This window comes from Pseudoalteromonas sp. SWN29, from assembly GCF_015864465.1.
In the GTDB taxonomy this organism is placed as follows: Bacteria; Pseudomonadota; Gammaproteobacteria; order Enterobacterales; family Alteromonadaceae; genus Pseudoalteromonas.
On record NZ_JADYXE010000012.1, the window covers coordinates 40587 to 61729 of the forward strand.

Here is a 21143-nt window from a genome sequence, read left to right on the forward strand (position 1 = left end):
TCTCAAATAGCTGCTTTAAATACCCTTAAAGCAGCCTCTTATTTTTTATATAACTAATAGCGATACACACATGCAAATTCTTAATCGTGAACAACTTATAGATATTTTATACGGCTGCGCCATTTTAGGTACTGGCGGTGGCGGTGAGCTAAGCGAAGGCATAAATTATATTGACGAAGCCCTTGCACTTGGCAAAACGTTTAAACTTATTAGCGCAGATGAAGTACCCGCAGGCGAACTTGTATGCACGCCTTATATTTTAGGGGCTATATCGCCTCTAACTGATGATGAAGAACACGCTTATGCTAACCTCCCACGTACAGGTAGGCATTCTATTTTAGCAGCTTACGAACGCACCCTTGAGTACATGAATAAAGAGTCTATTTACGGGACTATTTGCTGCGAACTAGGTGGTTCCAATACTGCGGTATCTTTTTATTTAGCGGCTATGTTTGACGGTTATATTATTGATGCAGACCCTGCTGGGCGAGCAGTCCCTGAAATAACCCACTCAACCTATTATTTAAACAACTTACCTGCAGCACCAATTATTACCGCTAACGAATTTGGCGAGTGCTTTATTTGTGAAAACGTAATGGACGACTTACGCGCCGAGACCGTAGTGCGAGCATTGGCTAAAATAAGCCGTAACGACATAGCAGCTATCGATCATATTCTTCCTATTGAACAAATGAAAGATGCAGTTATTCATGGCACTATAAGTAAAGCATTAAAGCTTGGAAGAGCAATGCGTGAAGCCAATAACTCAAATGACAATACGATTAATGTAGTTGCAGAACAAGGTAAAGGGTTCGTTGCGTTTGAAGGCGTTGTTAGTGCCTTTGAATTTAAAACACTTGAAGGGTTTACTATAGGTGAAGTTATTCTTACTGGTACTGGTGAGTTTGTTGGTAATAGTTATAAAATTACAGTTAAAAACGAAAATATGGCAGCGTTTTTAAATGATGATGTCCACGTTACCATCCCTGATTTAATTTGTTGCCTAAACACACAAGCGGGTACGCCAATCACCAACCCAAATTATGAAGTAGGTATGCCTGTATCCGTTATTATTTTGCCAGCACCTGTTGAGTTTACAACGCCAAAAGGGCTTTCTATATTTGGCCCTAATTACGCAGGCGTTAAGAGTGATTATCGCCCGGCTATAAAGAGTTAACTATTCAGCTATAACCTGAATTATTATAAAGCTTAGCGCGGTTAGCACTTAACCCGTTAAGCTTTCATATAAATAACTCGCTTCCAATCTGTAATACCCTTTTTATCAAAGTAAAAAACTATAATAAAAGCCTAATATAAGTAATAATCACTAAATTCAGAGGTTAAAGAGTCTTTCATTATGCTAGGTTTTTGGTACAAAGAGTTTCCACAATACCCAAAAGACCATAAGGATTTTTGGCGTACTCGCTTAATAGCCCACTCTTTACTAATAACTACATGTTACTTTTTAGTTTTAACACTCCTCAATCTTTTTTATTTTGAAAGCTATGACATTGCTTTAATTGATGCCTTAGGACTTACTGTATCGTTAGGTATTTATACCTGGTTTAATAAAACAGCCAATGTAAATGCAGCAGCGTGGGCCGTTACATTAATGGTCGTTAGCTTAATAATGATGTTTGTAGTTTCTGTAGGTGGGCATGCGCATTCTTTATTTTGGGCAACGTTAATCCCGCCTTTTAGCTTTTTTTTAGTTGGAAGAAACTGGGGAAGCCTATTTAGTGCAGTCGCCTTTACTATTTGTGCGTATCTTGTGTATTTACAACAACAGCAAACCGTAACAATTGGCTTAGGCTCTTTATTTAATCTTATAGAGGTAAGCCTTGCTCATATTTTAATTTTTAGATTTTACGAAAAAACACGGTTTTCGGCATACACTCGATTATCTATCCGTAACTTGGAAATTCAACACTTAGCAGAAACCGATAAGTTAACGGGGCTTTATAACAGACAAAAATTTGATTCTGAATTATCTCAGTTAATTGCTAAAAATGAAGTGTCAAAAGCATCTAACTGCTTACTTATTTGCGACATAGATTACTTTAAAAACATTAACGATACTTATGGTCATTTAGTAGGTGATAGCGTTTTGAGTGAATTTGCCAATATACTAAAAAATAAAATGCCAAAGAGCTCTCTAATTGCACGATGGGGAGGTGAAGAGTTTACTGTTATTTTATCAGGCACCTCCATAACCGATGCGATGGCACAAGCTAATGAGCTAAAAGAGTATGTGGGCACTCATCCAATTGTAAATATATCTCTTACTATCAGTATAGGTTTAGCCCCTATTCAAACGGGTGATACTGTACTAAAGATATTGGAACGGGCTGATAAAGCACTATACGAAGCTAAAAATAATGGCCGTAATTTAGTCTGTTGTAGCGATAACAATTTAACTATTACCGCTTATCCAGACTATATAAAACAGCTAAATCTAAATAAAGTTAACGCCTAAGCATACTGCCCACAAGCAAATCCACAGCTCCAGGCGTACTGAAAATTGTAGCCCCCTAACCAACCCGTTACGTCGGTTACTTCACCTATAAAGTATAGGCTTTTGGCTTTTTTGGCTTCAAAGGTTTTTGAGCTCAACTCATCGGTATCTACACCGCCTAATGTTACTTCTGCTGTTCTATAGCCTTCAGTGCCATTGGGTTTAATTTGCCAAGCGTGAATATAATTTACTAACTCATCTATTTGAGCATGTGTGAGCTGATTAATATTACAATCTGGTATCGCTTTGCTTTCGTGCAGTATTTCTATAAAGCGTTTAGGTAAAATAGTCGCAAGGCTATTTTTTAACGACTTTTGGGCTTGTGTTTCACGCCAATCAGCAAGTTGTTGCCTTAAATCTATTTCAGGTAATAGGTTTATAGTAACAGCCTGCCCTGCTCGCCAAAATGAGCTTATTTGTAATATTGCAGGGCCCGATAACCCTCGGTGAGTAAAGAGGATATTTTCTTTAAATACGGAGCCGTCTTCGCTTGAAACTTCACATGGGATACTAATTCCCGAAAGTCCTTCAAAACGGTCTTTATCGTGCTGGTGCAAAGTAAATGGTACAAGTGCAGCCATGGTTGGCAATACATTTAACCCAAACTGCTCTGCAACCTTATAGCCAATTGGTGTTGCACCCAGTTTAGGCATAGTTAAGCCACCCGATGCAATAACTAGCGACTCACAGCTTAAGGTTTCTTGCTCTGTGATAACGCTATAGCCGGTTTCGGTTTTTGATACGCTGATCACTTCGTTGCGTAGCTTTATATTTACTCCGGCCCACTCACATTCGGTCAGTAAAATATCAACAATATCTTGTGCATTGTTGTCGCAAAAAAGCTGGCCTAGTGTTTTATGGTGATACGCCAAGCCATGCCTGTCTACAAGCTCAATAAAATCATGCTGTGTATAGCGACTTAAACATGATTTAACAAAATGAGGATTGCCGCATAAGTAGTTATCCGGTGTTGCGTTTTCATTTGTAAAATTACAACGCCCACCACCACTTATTAAAATTTTACGACCTGGTTTTTTCCCCATATCAAGTACTGTAACGCTTCGGCCACGGTATCCAGCTTGCGCTGCACACATTAATCCTGCTGCTCCCGCACCTATTACAATTACATCTACTTGGGTCATTTATTTATCTCATTAAAAAATTTGCTCGATTATAGCAAAGTTTGATAGCTAACAACGCAGCATTTGAATTATTAGCAATAACACAACAAAAGCGCATCAGTAATAAGTGGGGAATAATTACCCGCACAAAAAAACAGTCCTTTATGCTTGTTTTTAATTTATACGACAAATACTAAACAACGAGTAAACCGCTAAAACCCTGAGTTATAACCAAATGAAAGAGGTACATACTAAATTGATATTTTAACCTTATTAACAGGTCGTTTACTTTCGTTCCCGCATCGTGATCTTACATCACGAAATAATAAATAAAAATCTAGGGATAATTATGACAACTAGTAAAACTTTTAAAAAATGCGCAATTGCACTTACAGTTAGTACGCTTTTTGCTGCAACATCAGGCATCGCTCAATCGGTTTCAAGCTCAATGGCTGAAACATCAGCTAAGCTACAAAGCCAAGGCGGCTTTGAAACTCAGTTCATTATTAAATATAAAAATAATAACGAAATGGCGAGTTTTTCAACTGCAGACGCAAGCCCGTCTAGCATGAAAAAGCGCGCACAAAGCTTTGTTAAAAACTTCGCTTCTAAAAAAGGCAAAGTAAAAGCAAAATATATTCGTGCAATGGCACTTAATAACCACCACGTCATGCGTGCTGATAAAAAATTAAGTACAGCAGAAGCGCAAGAATTTATGCAAGAAATGGTTGATTCAGGCAATGTGGAATACATTGAAGTAGATCAAATGTTAAAGCCGTTTTCAACTCCTAACGATCCACGCTTTGATGACCAATGGCACTACTACGAGCAAGCCGGTGGTTTAAACTTACCTACTGCATGGGATACCGCAACGGGTAGCGGTGTAGTTGTAGCTGTACTAGATACGGGTTACCGCCCACATGCCGATTTAAATGCTAACATTTTACCGGGTTACGATATGATCTCTAACCTATCGGTAGCTAACGATGGCGGTGGTCGCGATAGCGATGCACGTGATCCTGGTGATGCAGTTGCTGCGAATGAATGTGGCACTAACGGTGCACAAAACTCTAGCTGGCACGGCACGCACGTAGCCGGCACAGTTGCTGCGGTAACCAATAACGGTGAAGGTGTTGCAGGCGTAGCTTATAACGCAAAAGTAGTGCCTGTTCGTGTACTTGGTAAGTGTGGTGGTTTAACCTCTGATATTGCAGATGGTATTATTTGGGCATCTGGCGGAAGTGTTTCAGGCATTCCTGCTAACTCAAACCCTGCAGATGTAATAAATATGAGTTTAGGTGGCAGCGGTTCATGTAGCTCTACAACTCAAAATGCAATTAACACCGCGCGTAGTAACGGCACTGTGGTAGTTATTGCTGCAGGTAACGATAACGATAACTCCGCAAACTACAACCCAGGTAACTGTAATGGTGTAGTAAACGTAGCATCAGTAGGTCGTAATGGCGGTCGAGCTTATTACTCAAACTACGGTAGCAATATTGATGTTGCAGCACCGGGTGGCGCGCAAAGTTTTGCAAACGACTCCGAGGGTGTTCTATCAACTTATAACTCAGGTTCGTCTACACCTTCAAGCGACAGCTACGGTTATTCGCAAGGTACATCAATGGCTGCGCCTCACGTAGCAGGTGTTGCGGCACTTATTAAGCAAGCAAAACCAGATGCAACGCCTGACGAAATAGAAAGTATTTTAAAATCAACAACCCGTTCGTTCCCTGCTACATGTACTAGCTGTGGTACGGGTATTGTTGATGCAGCCGCAGCTGTTGCAGCTGCAAGTGGCGGCACTACTCCGCCTACAGGCGGTGATAGCGAGCTTATTAATGGTGAAGCTAAAACAGGTTTAAGTGGGGCTGCAAATGCACAAGCGTTTTACACTATGACCGTACCAAGCGGTGCAACTAACGTAACATTCACTATGAGTGGTGGTACTGGTGATGCTGATTTATACGTACGTGCGGGCAGTAAACCTACAACTACTACCTATGACTGTCGCCCTTATAAAGGCGGTAATAGCGAAGAGTGTTCTATTGATAACCCTACTGCGGGAACTTACCACGTAATGCTTAACGGCTACTCTGCGTATTCAGCTGTGAGCTTGGTAGGTAATATTACTGGTGGTTCATCGTCTGGTGGCGGTACAGGCACTCCACAAGCAGGCGGCGGCACTATAAGCGATGTGACAACCAATACTGGTCAGTGGAAACATTACACGTTAGATGTACCTGCAGGAATGAGTACGTTTACAGTAACAACGTCGGGTGGAAGTGGCGATGCAGACTTATTTGTAAAATATGGCAGCCAACCAACAACCACTACGTACGATTGTCGCCCTTATAAAAATGGCAACGCAGAAACATGTACATTTACCAATCCACAAGCAGGTACTTGGCACTTAAGCGTTAACGCCTATAGCACTTTCTCTGGTTTAACACTTAGCGGACAATACCAACCGTAATTTAAAATTTGAGCCGTAAATAAAAAACCGATGTTGTTTCCAACATCGGTTTTTAAATAGTAAGTAGCTGATTAATTAAAGCTAAAACCTACATTTTATTACTGTTATAGCTTCTCTAGTACTGATTCTGCACGGCTTACAACAAACTCTTTGTCTTGCTCTACAAATAAACCAGTTACTACTGCATTTTCAACAATCATAGCGTAACGCGTTGAACGTAAACCACCAAAACTAGCGGTATCTTTATCAAGCCCTAACGATTTAGTGAAACTTCCATCGCCATCGGCAAGCATTGTAATTTCTTGCGCGTTTTGCGAGTCGCCCCATGCTTGCATAACAAATGCGTCATTAACAGATACACAGTAAATAGCATCAACACCTTTTGCTTTAATTTTATCAGCAAGAGTAATAAATTCAGGTAAATGTGCATTTGAACACGTTGGTGTAAATGCACCTGGCACTGCAAATAACACGACTTTTTTACCTTCAAACAACTCTTTATTTGTAAGAGATTGCATACCGTCGTCAGTTAATTGCGTTAACGTAACCGATGGTAATTCTTGGCCTTGCTCAATCATGGTGGTTCCTTTAAAAGATCAATACAGAATAAGTAACAATCATACTACGTAACCTATTACAGTGTAGGTAAAGTGTAACTAACTTAGTAACTCAGAGTAGTCTAGCAAAGGTTTGTAGACCGCGTTCACTACATTTTATGAAAACTATTTTAGCTTCTATAGTTTTCATAAAATTTATTGCTCTGTAGTTAAGGTAAATTCAAATCATTTATAAAGCGAGAAAAGTCATTACCTAACTTTTTATCCCGCATGCTGTACTCTACAATTGCTTTTAAATAGCCTAACTTATCTCCGCAATCGTGAGAGCGACCACTCATATGGAATGCTTCAACGGTTTCTTGTGCCATTAATGCGTCAATAGAATCTGTAAGTTGTATTTCACCGCCAGCACCTACAGACGTTTTTGCGAGTAGAGGCCAAATATTCTTACTCAGTACATATCGCCCTACAACAGCAAGATTTGAAGGTGCTAAATCTGCATCAGGTTTTTCAACCATTGCTTTAATTGCAGCACTTTTACCTGGCATTAACTCAACACCGTTTATATCAGCAATACCATATTTACTAACGTCTTCTTTAGCTACTGGCTCAAGCATTATTTGACTTGCTTGAGTTTCTTTAAAGCGTTTAATCATGGCCGCTAAGTTTTCAGTTTCTTGATCGGCAGTATAAGCATCAAGTATCACGTCTGGCAGGAGCACGACAAAGTTATCGTCACCAACTATTGGCTTAGCACACAAAATAGCATGCCCTAGCCCTTTAGCTTCACCTTGGCGTACACTCATAATGGTGACATCAGGCGGACAAATAGAGCGAATCTCATCTAATAAAGCACGTTTAACACGTTTTTCAAGAGTAGCTTCTAGCTCGTAACTTGTATCAAAATGGTTTTCGATTGCATTTTTAGAGCTGTGTGTAACTAATACAATATCTTTAATACCGGCAGATACACATTCGCTGACAATATATTGAATTAGAGGTTTATCAACTATAGGGAGCATTTCTTTTGGAATAGCTTTTGTCATAGGGAGCATTCTCGTCCCTAAGCCTGCTACTGGAATTACAGCTTTCATATCTATCCTTAGTGATTAAGTTAGTAAATAAACTAGCAGATACAAAATAGATACCAGCTGAATAAAGTTACCTCTTTTGAAGAAGTAAATTTGAAGCTGCTTTTAAAATGAAGACTCTACACTTTAGGAATATAAAATAGATAGGTAAATAGTGAACTTATTAATGATTTTGTTAGAGGTGAGATTACATTAGCTAAATAAAAAAGTCTGAAGTTGTTATTAATAAAAACTTCAGACTAATCAATATTTAACAATACCTTACTGAAGGTAGAGTTATAAAACCTTTTTATAATTAAAGACCAGCGCGATCTTTAATCACTGCAATAAGTGGTGAGCTAGCAAAGTTGCCTTCAGCCCAAGCAATATCAGCACCATCTGTTAACGCACTTTTTGATAAGTTTTTAACTATATACTCACCAGTATCCACTGCATTACTAGCAACAGCATGACGTAATAAGTTATTACCATTACATTGTACTGCATCATAAATATTACGAATTTTTACACGAGAGCTTTTAAGCTTGCTGCGTAATCGGTTTTTATCGTCTGCCGCAATATATTCACAAATAGATACTGCTAATTGATCTTCAGCATTTGCAGGTGCTGTATACGAAAAAGAACTTACAGCGACAACAGCAGTAAGTGCAACTAGCTTTGGTAATTTAAACATGACAAACCCTTTATAATACTTTGTTCTTATATAGACTATCAAATATTATATCAATCTATCAAAAATTACGCAATAATGTTAATGTTCTTTATACAAAGTTACGAATTTATAACTAGATTTGTTTTTTTCATCAGGAAGGTTTTCTTGCTCTTCTTTCACGTTCCAATTAGCAACTTTATTGTAATCAGGAAACTGTGTATCGCCTTTAATATCTAAATCAATAAAGGTTAAATATAAGCGTTCTGCTTTTGGTAAAAATTGCTCATAAATATTACCGCCACCAATAATCATTACTTCTTCAACAGCACAAACTAGTTCTAGTGCGGCCTCTGGTGTGGTTACCACTTCAATACCCTGTGCAGTATATTCTCTGTTTCGAGTAATAATAATATTACGACGCCCAGGTAAAGGACGGCCTATTGACTCAAAAGTTTTACGACCCATGATCACCGGCTTACCCGTAGTTACTTTTTTAAAATGCTGAAGATCGGCAGGTAAATGCCATGGCATTTTATTATCTAGGCCAATTACACGGTTATTTGCCATTGCTGCAATCATTGAAATTATCATAATAAACACCTAGTACTTTATTCTTAAACAAAGAAAAAGGAGCATAAGCTCCTTTTTAATAAATTCTATTTAATTAACGCTCGTAGACAACTTCTACGTCGTAATCATCTTCATCCCAGTCGTCCCAATCATCATCATTGCCTTTACCTTTAGTGGCTTTTTCATGATAGGTATCCCACTTGAATTCAACTTCTTCATCTTCAACTTGTACAAACTTCTCTTTAGGCATGCTATCAAGTAGTGTCATTATGTTGTGGATTAAAGGTTGAGTATTAAGTTTATTAATTGCTGAAATGTGATAAATATTTTCAGTTTCGCCCAGCTCTTCTGCAATCGCTTCGCATAGCGCTTTTGCTTCATCTTCTGGTAATAAATCTATTTTATTAAACACTAACCAGCGTGGTTTTTCAGCTAATTTAGGGCTGTATTGGTGTAGCTCGTTAATAATCGAAAATGCATTATCAACAGGGTTTGAACCATCTACCGGCATTACATCAATAATGTGCAATAACACACGACAACGCTCTAAATGCTTCAAGAAGCGAATACCTAGCCCTGCACCATCAGATGCACCTTCAATTAGACCCGGAATATCGGCTATAACAAATGATTTATTTGCTTCTGGACGTACCACACCTAAATTAGGAATAAGCGTCGTGAATGGGTAATCAGCTACTTTTGGTCTTGCTGCAGATACACTGCGGATAAACGTAGATTTACCTGCATTTGGTAATCCTAGCAAGCCCACATCAGCTAATAATAGTAACTCTAACTTTAAGTTACGTACTTCACCGGGTGTGCCCAATGTTTTTTGACGAGGTGCTCGGTTAGTACTTGATTTAAAACGTGCATTCCCCAAGCCGTGGAAACCACCTTTTGCAACCAAAATTCGTTGACCATCTTGAGTTAAGTCGCCAAGTCCCTCTTGGGTATCAACATCCATGATGCGCGTGCCTACAGGCACCATAACAAATAAGTCATCGGCTTTTCGGCCTGTACAGTTACGGCTACGACCGTTAGTACCACGTTCAGCTCTATGAAAGCGCTCAAACTGATAATCAATTAGGGTATTTAAGTTTTCATCAGCTTGTAGATAAACACTACCACCGTCTCCACCGTCACCGCCGTCTGGTCCACCATCTGGAACATATTTTTCACGACGGAAAGACACGATGCCGCTGCCACCGTCTCCAGCTTCTGCGCGAATTTCTACTTCATCTACAAACTTCATGATTACTCACTTTAGGGATTGGCTTGTTTAATAACTCTATTATATACCCAAGCCAACACAAATGCAGGCTTGGGTATATATTTTGACTGACTACAAAACAAAAAACCCCGCAAAGGCGGGGTTTTTAACTACCTTACTGATTACTCAGTTACGATAGTTACGTATTTACGGTTTAAAGGACCTTTTTGTTCAAACTGAACTTTACCATCTGCTTTTGCGAAGATAGTGTGGTCTTTACCGATACCTACGTTAGTACCAGGGTGGAAACGAGTTCCACGCTGACGAACAATGATGCTACCCGCTAGAACTGATTCGCCACCAAAACGCTTAACACCTAGGCGTTTGCTTTCTGAATCGCGACCGTTACGAGTACTACCAGCTGCTTTTTTATGTGCCATTTCTAAGTACCTCTAATTAAGCGCTAATGCTAGTGATTTTAACTTCAGTGAACCATTGACGATGGCCCATTTGCTTACGAGAATGCTTACGGCGTCTAAATTTAACAACCTTAATCTTCTCACCGCGACCATGTGAAACAACCTCAGCTGTTATCTTGCCACCGTTTACGAACGGTACACCGATCTCGATTTTCTCACCATCAGCAACTAAAAGTACTGAATCAAATTCTACTGCCGCACCAGTTTCAACGTCTAATTTTTCAAGACGAATCGTTTGACCTTCAGTCACACGATGCTGTTTACCACCACTTTGGAAAACCGCGTACATAATTAACTCCGTCTGTGCACCCTCAAATCGGCGCAACTAAAATATTCTTCGATAGGGCGCGAAGTTTACGCTAACGCGAAATAACTAGCAAGCCTATTTTGTAATTAAAATGAATAAAAAGTAGCTGCTTTGAGAGCAATTCAATATTTACCCCATTTTATATTAATTAGCCCTTTTGCCAAGCGCTTTTTAACTCTTAGTCGAAATAAATTAATGCACTCAAATATGACCCTCACAGCTTAATATCTAAGCACACCATAAACTGTATATTGATTATCAATTAATCAGTTATCTTGGCTAATTCAGTCTAAATTAAGTACTTTAATAGTGTTTTTTCAATCAATCGTCACAAAATATCGAGCTAGTGCATTTTTTGTTGTACAATCTGCGCCGTTCACACATAAAAATTGGCTCGGAGATCAATGGATATAAAAGCTATCCAGGCGTTAATCGAAAGCGATATGAATGACGTCAATCAACTTATACATGCGCAAATGCGCTCAGATGTGGCGTTAGTTAATCAGCTTGGTTTATATATAGTTAGCAGTGGCGGCAAACGCGTTCGTCCAATGCTGGCGATTTTAGCAGCCAAAGCGCTCGGTTATCAGGGTAAAGATCACATAACACTTGCAACAATTGTTGAGTTTATTCATACAGCAACGCTATTGCATGACGATGTTGTAGATGAATCAAACTTACGACGTGGCACACCTACAGCAAATGCTGAATTTGGTAATGCTGCTAGCGTATTGGTTGGTGACTTTATTTACACTCGTTCATTTCAGCTTATGGTTGGCCTTGGAAAAATGCAGGTTATGCAAGTACTTGCCGATGCAACAAACATTATTGCTGAAGGTGAAGTATTGCAGTTAATGAACTGCAACGACCCAGATACAACCGAAGCCAGTTATATGCAGGTTATTTACTCTAAAACAGCTAAGTTGTTTGAAGCAGCGACAGGCCTTGCTGCCATTATTACTGAGCAAGACCAAACTACTCTCGATGCACTAAACCTATATGGTATGCATTTAGGTACTGCGTTTCAGCTAGTAGACGATGTACTCGATTACAATGCAGATGCTGAGCAGTTGGGTAAAAACATTGGTGATGATTTAGCTGAAGGCAAACCAACGCTTCCACTTATTTATGCTATGCAACATGGTAGCGAGCAGCAAACGCAGCTTATTCGTGATGCAATAGAGCACAGTAATGGTATGGAGCATTTAGAAGACATTCTATCGGCACTAAAGCAAACTAATGCGCTTGAATTTACAATGCAAAAAGCAGAGCTTGAAGCTGACAAAGCTATTGCGTGTTTAGACTTTTTAGCTGAGTCTGACTATAAGCAAGCACTCATAAGCCTTGCTCGTATTGCGGTTGACCGCGACCACTAGTTTTAACTAGTTACACAGTGTGAAATTAATTCTGAGCAATAAAAAAGCCTGCAAATGCAGGCTTTTTTGTTATTCTACTTTGGCTATTACGCCATGAAATCAACACCTTCTTTGATGTCTTTTTTCAGTGTTTCAAGCATGTCATTTTTTGCTTTTGTTTCAAATGCGCTTAGTTCGCCGTAAGAAAGAATTTCTTCTACGCCGTTTTTACCTAAACGTACTGGATGTGCAAAGTACTCTGCATCGCCATTTTCAACAGCAACGTAAGCGTAATCTACAACTTCTTCACCCTGTAGGCCTTTAACTAAAGACATACAAAAACGAGCTGCAGCAGCCCCCATAGATAGCGTAGCTGAACCACCGCCTGCTTTAGCATTTACAACTTCAGTACCCGCATTTTGGATACGTGGAGTAAGTGCAGCAACTTCTTCATCAGTGAAAGAAACACCTTCAACTTGAGAAAGTAGAGGAAGAATAGTTGTGCCTGAGTGACCACCAATTACTGGTACTTTCACAGTTGCTACGTCTACGCCTTTAAGTTCAGCAACAAATGCTTCTGAACGAATAACGTCAAGCGTAGTAATACCGAATACGCGTTTAGCGTCGTAAGTACCTGCTTTTTTGAATACTTCAGCAACGATTGGAACTGTGCCATTTACTGGGTTAGTAATAATACCTACTAACGCTTTAGGACAGCTAGCAACAATGCCTTCTGCTAAAGTTTTGATGATACCAGCATTTACATTAAATAAATCAGCACGATCCATACCTGGTTTACGTGGCATACCCGCTGGGATAAGAACGATGTCAGAGCCTTCAAGCGCTTTGTTTAATTCGTCTGCGCCAAAGCCTGCTACTTTAACATCTGTTGGGATGTGAGAAAGGTCAACCGCAACACCTGGTACTACTGGTGCAACATCATAAAGTGATAATTCAGAGCCAGCTGGTAAGCCTGTTTTTAATAATAAAGACAACGCTTGGCCGATACCGCCTGCAGCACCTAATACAGCAACTTTCATTGGAATTCTCCGTAATTTGAGGTAGGAAACATTTGTGGCTCTTAAGATAATGAAATTAGCGACTAAAAACAAATTTATCCTGTCTATTTCAAGTATATTTTCGACCATAGTCGTAAACTTTTGTGATTTAACGCATCAAACTGGCAAGTTAACTAAACAACTGCTGCATAATTATTCATTTTTGTGTAGAATTTGCGGCATAAATAACAAAAACGAATAAAGACTATGCAACCACAAGATAAACAAGAAGCATTGGTAAAAGCATTTAAATCACTATTAAAAGAAGAAAATTTTGGCTCTCAAGGCGAAATAGTTGATGCATTAAAAGATCAAGGCTTTGACAATATAAGCCAAAGTAAAGTATCGCGCATGCTAAGTAAATTTGGTGCTGTACGCACACGTAACGCCAAACAAGAAATGGTTTACTGCTTACCAGCTGAAATGGGTGTACCTACGGCTAAAAGCCCATTACGCCAATTAGTAATCGACATTATGCACAACGAAATGATGATCATTATTCGTACCAGTCCAGGCGCCGCTCAGCTTATTGCGCGTTTATTAGATTCATTAGGTAAAGCAGATGGCGTACTAGGAACAATTGCAGGCGACGATACTATTTTTATCGCTCCTGCTAAAATATCTGAAATAGATGTAACACTTGAACGTGTTCGCATTTTATTTGATACGGTTTAATAGCAAACTAAATTTGTTTTAAAAACCCGACTGAAGGCGCAAAGAAAGCAGAACCCATATCGGCTTGAGTAAAATCAAGCCAGTGGTCGTAGCAATCACCTTCTCCTAAACGACTTTTAAGTACTTTTTCAAATGCAGTACCCGTACTAGCGCATGTAATTGATAACATTCCCTGCTCATACACATCGCCATAAGGCATGCTCTGATTTAATAATAGCGGTTGTCCGTCTTCGTCTTTTAGCTCACTACGTGAAGCATGGCTGGTTTCAATCGCGGGGATAATTAGTGTGTTATCAAGGCGCGTACGCCCCATTATTTGTTCTTGCTCACTCAATGATAAGTGCTGCCACATAGTTAAATCATGCTTATAACGCTGTACATGAATATAACTCCCCTGATCTTCAAAATTGCCAGGGTTACTAATTAAAGCCGTAGCGCGCTTTTTTCTTCCATGTGCGGTGTCGCCACCATAAATAAAACCATTAAAATCACGACCATCTAAAAAGCGAAAATTACGAATTTGCTCCACCAGCTCAACATCGGGGGCAAATAGTTTTAAAATTTGCAGCGCAAATAAATGGTTAACGTCTTCACGGTCAGAGCGAATTTGCACAAATAAATCGCACGGTTGTACGCTCATTTGATGATCGCTATGGTTTATATTAGGAAAGCTCTGTAATTCGCTTGGGATGTATTCAGGGAGGATATGCGGCCAATATTGCGCACCAATAGCAACCATACAAGAGAGCATTGATTCTGAAAATTGATCGCTAAATTCTTCTTCAATAGCGCTTACTTGTTTTAACTTTGCGCGAAGTGATTCATCTTGACCATCAAACACATTAAAAAATAAGTGCAAACCGTGTAAGTTTGCTTCAGCACAAATCCCTGATTGCGCTTGCGCCATTGTTATTCCTTAATTTTACAGATAAAAACACAGCGAATAACAAATTAATTACGATTCGAAAAAATTCACCGTGTGAGGTTTTATTTTTATTATAACCTGTTCATTATTTTCAAATGACTGGCCATATTGTGCTGCAACTTCAATTTCTTGCTCATTAATAACAACCGAATAAATATATGCCGAACCTATAAAGCGACGACTTATGATTGTAGCTCGCTTACTAAATTTGTCACTTTGGTTATCTGCCACTAATTCTATTTGATGCGGACGTACATATATCAGCCCTATGCTTACGTTATGCTTACTTTCAACATAAGATTCGACTAAACCAAATGGCGTTTTATATTCAGTTGCTGTTAATACTTCTGCGCTCAAGTATATGCCCTGACCCAGAAACTCTGCAACCTCCTTTGAACATGGCGTTGCAAAAAGCTGCTCAGGCGTGCCTTGTTGCTCAATTTTACCGCGATGCATAATGGCAAGTGTATCTGAAAACGCAAACGCCTCTTCTTTTGAGTGTGTAACAAACACAGCAGATACTTGAGTTGCCTTAATAATTCGACGTATATCGGCAATTAATTCAAAGCGTACTTGTGTGTCGATATTTGAAAAGGGCTCATCAAGTAGCAATAAACTAGGCTTATAAGCTAATGCACGAGCAATAGCTACACGCTGCTGTTGACCACCCGATAACTGATGCGGGAACCTGTCAGCACAGCCAATTAAATGTACCAGCTTAAGCATTTCATCAACGCGTTGCTGCTTTTGAGCTTTACTCATTTTACTAAGCCCAAATGCGATATTATTTGCCACCGTTAAATGCGGAAACAATGCATAATCTTGAAACATCATGCCGATGTTACGGTGCTCAGGCGAGACAAACGATTGCTCATCACTCACTAATTTACCGTCTATAAAAATAGACCCTTGCTTAGCTTCAATTAAACCTGCAATCGCTTTTAACGTGGTCGTTTTGCCGCACCCACTCGCTCCGAGTAGACAAACAATTTCATCCTTACCCACTGTTAAATCTAAATCGTGAATAACCTGTGTACCGTTATAGTGATAGCTCACGCCTTGTAAAATTAAACTACTCATTTAACTACGCTGCTCCATAGAACGATTAATAAAATACAAAGGAATAAACCCAACAATAACAATAAATAATGCCGATATTGAAGCAAGCTCTAACTGCTCGTCACTCACATACTGAAATACATGAGTAGCTAAGCTTTCAAAATTAAACGGCCTGAGCAATAGTGCAGCTGGCAGTTCTTTCATACACTCAATAAATACCAATAACGCAGCAGTAAGCAATCCTCTTCGCAGTAAAGGTAGATGCACTAAACGCAGCGTTTGCCCTTGGCTTTTACCCATTGATTGGCTTGCCATATCAAGTGATGGGCTAATACGTAAAAAACTCGACTCAATTGCTCCGTGTGCAATGGCGTAAAACCTAACAATATAAGCAATAATAATAGTAAGAATGCTACCTGTAAGCAGTAAGCCAATATCTAAATTATACGGCTCGAGCGCTGTGTTAATGGTGTTCTCTAATAATGTAAGCGGTAATAAAACCGCAATAGCGAGTACTGTGCCAGGCAACGCATATCCTGTGCTTGCTAAACGCCCGGGAATAAGCGGATACGTTTGCTTTGCCACACGCTGATAAAAAACGACAAAAATACTCAACGTAATCGTTATTAGGCTCACAACCCCAGCCACTTTTAAACTTTGCCAAGCGTAACTAAAAAACTCTACATTCCATGCTTTATCAAAGTAGGTAATGGCGTAATTTATAAGTACTGCAATAGGGATTACAAACGCGATAAATAAAATAAAGCTGCAAAATGCCGTTGCGAGCCAAGCTGACTTTCCTTTTAATACATAGAGAGATTCACTATTTACACTTGATTGGCGCTCAAATACCGCTTGGTTACGACGACTAAAGCGCTCTGCCATTAATGCTAAAAATAACAGTAATAACATCACACCCGATATTTTAGCTGCCGCTGTAAGTGAGTAATAACCAAACCACGTATCGTATACGGCAGTCGTTAATGTACTTACGGCAAAATAACTCACTGTTGCAAAGTCAGCCATGGTTTCCATACTTATAAGCGCAAGAGCCGCCACAATAGCCCCACGAGAGAGTACTAAGCTTACTTTAAAGAAACTTTGCCAAGGAGATAATCCCATTAACTGGCTAGCTTGTACTAATTTGAATGACTGCTCGCGAAGAGCCGTTTTAAAAATCAAAAATAAATACGGATAAAGCACCAAGGCAATCATAACGATGGCCCCGGGTAATGTACGTATATCAAAAAACCAATAGTCATTAGGCGATTGCCAGCCAAACCATTCTCTCAGCGCTATTTGCACCGGGCCCGCATAATCTAATAAATCAGTGTATACATAGGCAATAATATAGGTGGGCATAGCAAGGGGCAGCATAAGTGCCCATTCAAACTGTTTTTTACCCGGGAAACTACAGTAAGCCGTTAGCCACCCAAGTGGCAAAGCTATGGCGCAGCTAAGGACGCAAACACCTAAAACAAGCAATACGGTATTGGTTATGTAATCCCAAAGCACGGTATCCCACAGGTGGGAAAACACCTCAGAGCTACCTTGTAGAGATTCAAAAAGAAGAAAAAACAACGGGGCCGATAGAATTAAGCCAGTCGACCACGCAAAGAGCTGCCATTTAGACAGCTTAAATTTATTAGTCATTAAAGATCGAACTTCACCTCATCAATTAGCTTAAGCGCTAACGGACGATATTTACTAATCTCATCAAGTGGCAAGCTGTCTTCTTTAAAACTCCCCCAAGAGGCAACCAAACTTGATAGTTCAACACCCGACTTAACTGGATACTCCATATTTAATGAGGCATACATGTTTTGTGCTTTGCTGTCGGTCATATATTCTATGAGCTTTAATGCATTTTCAGGGTTTTTAGCATATTTGGTAATAACCGCACCCGAAACATTTATGTGTGAGCCACGATTAGTTTGATTTGGAAAGTTAATATTTACGGCCTCTGCCCAACCTTTTTGCTCTTTATCTTCTAGCATTTTACCAAGATAGTAACTATTACCTAATGCCAAGTTACATAAACCTTCTTTAACTGCTTTAACTTGAGCACGATCGTTACCTTGAGGTTTACGTGCTAAATTAGCCTTAACACCTTCAAGCCACTCTTTGGTTTGCGCTTCACCATGGTGTGCAATCATAGAAGCCACTAAACCTAAGTTATATGGATGTTTGCCTGATCGCGTACAAATTTGTCCTTTGTATTTAGGATCTGCTAAATCTTCATAAGTGAGCTTAGGTAACTCACCAACTCGCTCTTTTGATGAATACACATTACGCACTCGCTTAGTGAGCGCGACCCATTGGCCATCACCGTCACGAAAAGCTGCAGGCACGTTATTATTTACACTGTCACTTTTTATAGTTTGTGTTAATTTTAAATCTTCTAATTGAATAAGCGCACTAAAATTAGAGGTTAATACTAAATCGGCTTTACTGTGCTTACCTTCACGTTTAACACGCTCAATTAACCCTTTTTTAGCAAAAACAACATTGGTTTTTATTCCCGTTTGTTTTGTAAAATCTTCTAAAATTGGCTGAATCAAAAACGGCTGACGAAAAGAATAGATATTAACAACGTCACTTGCAAAGGCTGGTGCCGATGCTGCTAATCCTAAAAAAAGTGTAAATACTGTCTTCATTATTTCACCTAAATAATTGTTATTATCATCGAATTCTACCGCGCTCATTCAAAAAGTGCACACTTTAAATAAATGTAAATATGTAAATAACGCCCAAAAAGGAAATGCAGTGTAAGAGATGTCTCACGGATGTGACAGCTAATGAGTAAAAATCAAGATAAAAAACACACAAAAACCACCTAAGCAACTGTATTTATTGAACATTTACATTATTACTATTGCATAAATACTAATTGAATGTAGTTTTATCCCTATTTTAGTTGCTCTATTGCACTATAATTTACGCATCAACCAAGCAATGACGCTTATTGAGTAAAAGGAAATGGACTGCTTACTCAACCAACCAATGATTAGGTTACCAGGACAACACGGATTTTAGGACAGGCTCAGGATGAGTATCACAACGCAATGTTGTAAAAAGGACAGTGTCAGGAAGATGCGAGAAGGATAACAACACGGCTAAGTTGTTTAACAGGATGTTTAAGGAATAAATGGACAGGCCTTTAAGGCAACACAATGGATTGGTTAAAATAGGGATACACTAGGAAGTGTAATTAAGGATTTGGTAATAGTATTTACCCTACAGGATGTTTAGGAATTTAAGGATACAGGCCCGGATGGTCTACATTACATAGAACTAAAAAGTAATATAGTAATAAACATGGATTAGTAAAAATTGGAGTTGATTAAGTTCAATTGCAGGATGCAGAAAATTAGAAGATTCCGCAAGCGCGCCTAGAGATAGAGCGCGCTTTTCTTTGCCTAAAATTTGGGTTTAGTAAAGCTCTAAGCAACTACCACTAACTTTTGCAGGGTAATACTGCATCCCAGCTAATCAATATTAATACCTTGAAATACTTTATTAATATTTTAAATTTCGCTAAGTTTTTCATTAATTGCGCCGATAACTAAGTAACGCAAGGATCATAAATACTCAATGGATATGAATTTTAAAACGCCGCAAAGCAATACCTTTTTATGTAAAGTATCAGACGCAAGTACAGCAAAACCAATTGGCGTTTTTAGTGCCCAAACTCCCAACGAAAATCCGTATAAAGCTTTATTTAGCCCCAAAGGTTATAACTTTTTAAATATGCCAATGAGTGAGTTTAAAAACATACTTAACGTAATTATCCAGTTAGAAAGCGATATTTCTATTAGTAAATGGGGTGAGGGTTCTCGACCTGATGAATTTAGTTATCAGCTTAATAGAATATCTAACGCTATTGCGACTACTCACTTTAAAGGAAAAACCGATATTAGCTGTTACTTTTTAAAGCGAGTCGAAGAGGCTAAGGATATGATTGGTGAGGACTGCACCTCGTTTATTCAGGCTCACAATAGCGTAAGCCAATTATATAATACGGTTTTACAATTAACATCTGAAGAAGGCTTCAGAGCAATTCAAAATAAAGCACTTGCTCACTTAAAAGAGCAGCAAGCTTTCGCTTAACTGCGTAAAACTACTCTTCTAGCGGTCGGCCTTTATTGCGCTTACCAAGCAAATACGCATCACGAAACTTAATAAAATGCTGTTCTAATTTAGAAGATGCATCCATTTCTCCCGCAAGTGCTAATACCATAATCCCCACTTCAGCAGTGCCTAGCTGATGCGCATGAGGGGCAACACGTAAGCGGTAATCAGATAGTTTATCAGCAGTGACAGAAAGTACCGGTAAATTATCTAGATAAGGGCTTTTACGAATCATTTTTTTAGCTTCGCGCCACGTACCATCTAAAAATATAAATAGTAACTTTTTACCCTCTTCAATATTAACTTCAGTAATTGCTCTGCCCTCTTCTACGTCTTCAGCAGGAAATACTACCATTGGTTGATATTGGGGATCGTTTATTAAAGCTAAAAAAGCAGGAGCTGGGTCTGTTCTATCCCATCTAAATGCATAGTTATTAGGAACAATTTCTGCGATTAATCGTCCTGTATTAGAGGGCTTAAAACTTTCATTATGGTACATCAATAAACATACAGCAGCGTCGCACTGAGCGTGCTCAACACCTTTACAAATACAGTAATGTTTGGCTATTAAGCATTGTTCACAGCGATCTAATTTACCGCCTCGCGCATTGAATTCACGGCGAGATTCACTTATTTGCTGAGCGCGTAATGCCAAAACTGAGTTTTTCACTGTATTTACCTTCAATTAATTAAGCGCGCATTGTAACGACTTATCGCTATTTAATCTTATATTTATAGTCATACCAACCTGCATAAATCTTTGATCAATTTAACGAATTAAATTGCACTATAACTTCGTTAAAAATTTTTTATTTAGAACAACTAGATACAAAAACTTTTGCCTAGTTCTAGCGTAATTTTCTTAACGTTAAATAGACCCCATATATAAGCAGATTGGTATTATTGAATTAATTCAACATCTCTTAAATTAAAAACCAGACATAAAAAACCCAACCGAAGTT

The 21143-nt window shown here is 39.0% G+C and carries 20 protein-coding genes; 6 read left to right on the plus strand and 14 right to left on the minus strand.

The window, feature by feature from the left end; all coding sequences use genetic code 11:
- Positions 1–70: 70 nt before the first annotated feature.
- Positions 71–1177: a DUF917 domain-containing protein gene (locus I6F53_RS06475; RefSeq protein WP_197238948.1), complete on the plus strand. Its 1107-nt coding sequence runs from the start codon at positions 71–73 to the stop codon at positions 1175–1177.
- Between the two features lie 180 nt (positions 1178–1357).
- Positions 1358–2476: a GGDEF domain-containing protein gene (locus tag I6F53_RS06480; RefSeq protein WP_197238949.1), complete on the plus strand. Its 1119-nt coding sequence runs from the start codon at positions 1358–1360 to the stop codon at positions 2474–2476.
- Here I6F53_RS06480 and I6F53_RS06485 read toward each other — a convergent pair.
- Entirely contained in the window at positions 2473–3657 is a 1185-nt protein-coding gene (locus I6F53_RS06485) for an NAD(P)/FAD-dependent oxidoreductase (RefSeq protein WP_197238951.1), read from the minus strand. The two genes, I6F53_RS06480 and I6F53_RS06485, sit on opposite strands and share 4 nt — an antisense overlap.
- A 328-nt stretch (positions 3658–3985) precedes the next feature.
- Here I6F53_RS06485 and I6F53_RS06490 point away from each other — a divergent pair, with 328 nt between their 5' ends.
- Positions 3986–6112 carry a S8 family peptidase gene (locus I6F53_RS06490; protein WP_197238952.1) on the plus strand — a complete coding sequence of 709 codons (2127 nt, stop codon included), beginning with the start codon at positions 3986–3988 and terminating at the stop codon, positions 6110–6112.
- A gap of 104 nt (positions 6113–6216) precedes the next feature.
- Here the strand turns inward: I6F53_RS06490 and I6F53_RS06495 are convergent, their stop codons facing one another.
- The 7 genes from I6F53_RS06495 to rplU all read right to left on the minus strand — a co-directional run bounded on the left by I6F53_RS06495 (position 6217) and on the right by rplU (position 10960).
- Positions 6217–6690, minus strand: coding sequence for a peroxiredoxin (locus tag I6F53_RS06495; protein WP_024593606.1), 474 nt, complete (start codon positions 6688–6690; stop codon positions 6217–6219).
- Positions 6691–6878: 188 nt separating this feature from the next.
- Positions 6879–7763: a UTP--glucose-1-phosphate uridylyltransferase GalU gene (galU, locus tag I6F53_RS06500; protein ID WP_024593607.1), complete on the minus strand. Its 885-nt coding sequence runs from the start codon at positions 7761–7763 to the stop codon at positions 6879–6881.
- Between the two features lie 292 nt (positions 7764–8055).
- A complete protein-coding gene (locus I6F53_RS06505; protein WP_007586082.1) occupies positions 8056–8433 on the minus strand; it encodes a DUF3718 domain-containing protein in 378 nt (125 codons plus the stop codon).
- 78 nt (positions 8434–8511) lie between these two features.
- A complete protein-coding gene (gene folA / locus I6F53_RS06510) occupies positions 8512–9003 on the minus strand; it encodes a type 3 dihydrofolate reductase (RefSeq protein ID WP_197238953.1) in 492 nt (163 codons plus the stop codon).
- A gap of 73 nt (positions 9004–9076) precedes the next feature.
- The gene (cgtA, locus tag I6F53_RS06515; RefSeq protein WP_007586086.1) at positions 9077–10234 is read right to left on the minus strand and encodes an Obg family GTPase CgtA; all 1158 of its coding nucleotides are present in this window, start codon (positions 10232–10234) and stop codon (positions 9077–9079) included.
- A 140-nt stretch (positions 10235–10374) separates the two neighbouring features.
- The gene (gene rpmA, locus I6F53_RS06520) at positions 10375–10632 is read right to left on the minus strand and encodes a 50S ribosomal protein L27 (protein ID WP_002957747.1); all 258 of its coding nucleotides are present in this window, start codon (positions 10630–10632) and stop codon (positions 10375–10377) included.
- 16 nt (positions 10633–10648) lie between these two features.
- Entirely contained in the window at positions 10649–10960 is a 312-nt protein-coding gene (gene rplU / locus I6F53_RS06525) for a 50S ribosomal protein L21 (protein ID WP_002957748.1), read from the minus strand.
- A 422-nt stretch (positions 10961–11382) separates the two neighbouring features.
- On the opposite strand from rplU, the gene ispB reads away from it, so the two are divergent.
- On the plus strand, positions 11383–12354 hold the full coding sequence (gene ispB, locus I6F53_RS06530) for an octaprenyl diphosphate synthase (RefSeq protein ID WP_007586099.1): 972 nt from the start codon (positions 11383–11385) through the stop codon (positions 12352–12354).
- A gap of 86 nt (positions 12355–12440) precedes the next feature.
- On the opposite strand, the gene mdh is transcribed toward ispB, so the two are convergent.
- A complete protein-coding gene (mdh, locus tag I6F53_RS06535) occupies positions 12441–13373 on the minus strand; it encodes a malate dehydrogenase (protein WP_007586102.1) in 933 nt (310 codons plus the stop codon).
- 225 nt (positions 13374–13598) lie between these two features.
- On the opposite strand from mdh, the gene argR reads away from it, so the two are divergent.
- Complete coding sequence (gene argR, locus I6F53_RS06540; protein WP_002957753.1) at positions 13599–14066, plus strand: transcriptional regulator ArgR; 468 nt, start codon at positions 13599–13601, stop codon at positions 14064–14066.
- Between the two features lie 7 nt (positions 14067–14073).
- On the opposite strand, the gene I6F53_RS06545 is transcribed toward argR, so the two are convergent.
- Genes I6F53_RS06545 through I6F53_RS06560 form a run of 4 tightly spaced genes read right to left on the minus strand, consistent with a single transcriptional unit; the run spans position 14074 to position 18707 of the window.
- Positions 14074–14973: a Dyp-type peroxidase gene (locus I6F53_RS06545; RefSeq protein ID WP_165727152.1), complete on the minus strand. Its 900-nt coding sequence runs from the start codon at positions 14971–14973 to the stop codon at positions 14074–14076.
- 48 nt (positions 14974–15021) lie between these two features.
- The gene (locus I6F53_RS06550) at positions 15022–16071 is read right to left on the minus strand and encodes an ABC transporter ATP-binding protein (RefSeq protein WP_197238955.1); all 1050 of its coding nucleotides are present in this window, start codon (positions 16069–16071) and stop codon (positions 15022–15024) included.
- Positions 16072–17703, minus strand: coding sequence for an ABC transporter permease (locus I6F53_RS06555; RefSeq protein WP_165727150.1), 1632 nt, complete (start codon positions 17701–17703; stop codon positions 16072–16074).
- Positions 17703–18707, minus strand: coding sequence for a Fe(3+) ABC transporter substrate-binding protein (locus I6F53_RS06560; protein WP_197160337.1), 1005 nt, complete (start codon positions 18705–18707; stop codon positions 17703–17705). The genes I6F53_RS06555 and I6F53_RS06560 overlap by 1 nt, the downstream gene beginning before the upstream one ends.
- Before the next feature lie 937 nt (positions 18708–19644).
- On the opposite strand from I6F53_RS06560, the gene I6F53_RS06565 reads away from it, so the two are divergent.
- Positions 19645–20160, plus strand: coding sequence for a hypothetical protein (locus tag I6F53_RS06565; protein WP_165727149.1), 516 nt, complete (start codon positions 19645–19647; stop codon positions 20158–20160).
- A 10-nt stretch (positions 20161–20170) separates the two neighbouring features.
- On the opposite strand, the gene I6F53_RS06570 is transcribed toward I6F53_RS06565, so the two are convergent.
- Positions 20171–20851 (minus strand): tRNA-uridine aminocarboxypropyltransferase, encoded by a 681-nt coding sequence (locus tag I6F53_RS06570; RefSeq protein WP_197238956.1) that lies wholly within the window; start codon positions 20849–20851, stop codon positions 20171–20173.
- Between the last annotated feature and the right edge of the window lie 292 nt (positions 20852–21143).